This window comes from Halomonas salipaludis (assembly GCF_002286975.1).
Lineage (GTDB): Bacteria > Pseudomonadota > Gammaproteobacteria > Pseudomonadales > Halomonadaceae > Franzmannia > Franzmannia salipaludis.
In genome coordinates, this window is sequence record NZ_NSKB01000029.1 from 1 (window position 1) to 1,728 (window position 1,728).

General features: G+C 68.8%; 1 protein-coding gene. It reads left to right on the forward strand.

Going from position 1 to position 1,728, the window contains the following annotated elements; genetic code table 11:
* On the forward strand, positions 1-1,728 hold a 1,728-nt coding region (locus tag CK498_RS26315; protein ID WP_217987865.1), incomplete at both ends, for a DUF5801 repeats-in-toxin domain-containing protein.

The following is a 1,728-nucleotide window of genomic DNA, read 5'->3' on the forward strand; positions in this document are numbered from 1 at the left end:
ACCGGCAGCACGCCTGACGGCGAAGTGCTGCGTATCGAGATCGGCAGTGATGGCACGGTCACCGTGACCCAGTCCGCGCCCCTCGACCATGACGCCCAGGGTGCCGACAGCCTCACGCTGCCGGCCGGCCTGGTCGGTGTCGAAGCCACGGTCACCGTCACCGACGGTGATGGCGACACCGTCAGCGACACTCTGAGTACCGACCTTAGCGGCAACATCAGCATCGTCGACGACGTGCCGGGCCTCGACCTGAGCGACGTTGACCTCAGCGAGGTCAGCTTCGAGACCCTGGACAGCGAGACCGTCGACGGCACCTCGGTGGCCAGTGCCAGCGTAGCCGCGGCCTTCACCGCCGCGGTCGACGCCAGCTACGGCGCCGACGGTGCCGGCAGCACCGTGATCAGTGACTACGCCCTGACCCTGGGCGACCTCGACCACGGCCTGACCAGCGGCGGCGAGCCGGTTGTCTTTACACAAGACGCCAGCGGCGTAATCACCGGCACCGCCGATGGCACGGAAGTGCTGCGTATCGAGATCGGCAGTGATGGCACGGTCACCGTGACCCAGTCCGCGGCCCTCGACCATGACGCCCAGGGCGCCGACAGCCTCACGCTGCCGGCCGGCCTGGTCGGTGTCGAAGCCACGGTCACCGTCACCGACGGCGATGGCGACACCGTCACGGACACCCTGGGCGTCGACCTCAGCGGCAACATCAGCATCGTCGACGACGTGCCGGGCCTCGACCTGAGCGCCGTCGACCTCAGCGAGGTCAGCTTCGAGACCCTGGACAGCGAGACCGTCGACGGCACCTCGGTGGCCAGTGCCAGCGTAGCCGCGGCCTTCACCGCCGCGGTCGACGCCAGCTACGGCGCCGACGGTGCCGGCAGCACCGTGATCAGCGACTACGCCCTGACCCTGGGCGACCTCGACCACGGCCTGACCAGCGGCGGCGAACCGCTCACCTTCAGCCTCGACGGCGGCGTGATCACCGGCACCGCCGATGGCACGGAAGTGCTGCGTATCGAGATCGGCAGTGATGGCATGGTCACCGTGACCCAGTCCGCGCCCCTCGACCATGACGCCCAGGGCGCCGACAGCCTCACGCTGCCGGCCGGCCTGGTCGGTGTCGAAGCCACGGTCACCGTCACCGACGGCGATGGCGACACCGTCAGCGACATCCTGAGCACCGACCTTAGCGGCAACATCAGCATCGTCGACGACGTGCCGGGCCTCGACCTGAGCGACGTTGACCTCAGCGAGGTCAGCTTCGAGACCCTGGACAGCGAGACCGTCGACGGCACCTCGGTGGCCAGTGCCAGCGTAGCCGCGGCCTTCACCGCCGCGGTGGACGCCAGTTACGGCGCCGACGGTGCCGGCAGCACCGTGATCAGTGACTACGCCCTGACCCTGGGCGACCTCGACCACGGCCTGACCAGCGGCGGCGAGCCGGTTGTCTTTACACAAGACGCCAGCGGCGTAATCACCGGCAGCACGCCTGACGGCGAAGTGCTGCGTATCGAGATCGGCAGTGATGGCACGGTCACCGTGACCCAGTCCGCGCCCCTCGACCATGACGCCCAGGGTGCCGACAGCCTCACGCTGCCGGCCGGCCTGGTCGGTGTCGAAGCCACGGTCACCGTCACCGACGGTGATGGCGACACCGTCAGCGACACTCTGAGTACCGACCTTAGCGGCAACATCAGCATCGTCGACGACGTGCCGGGCCTC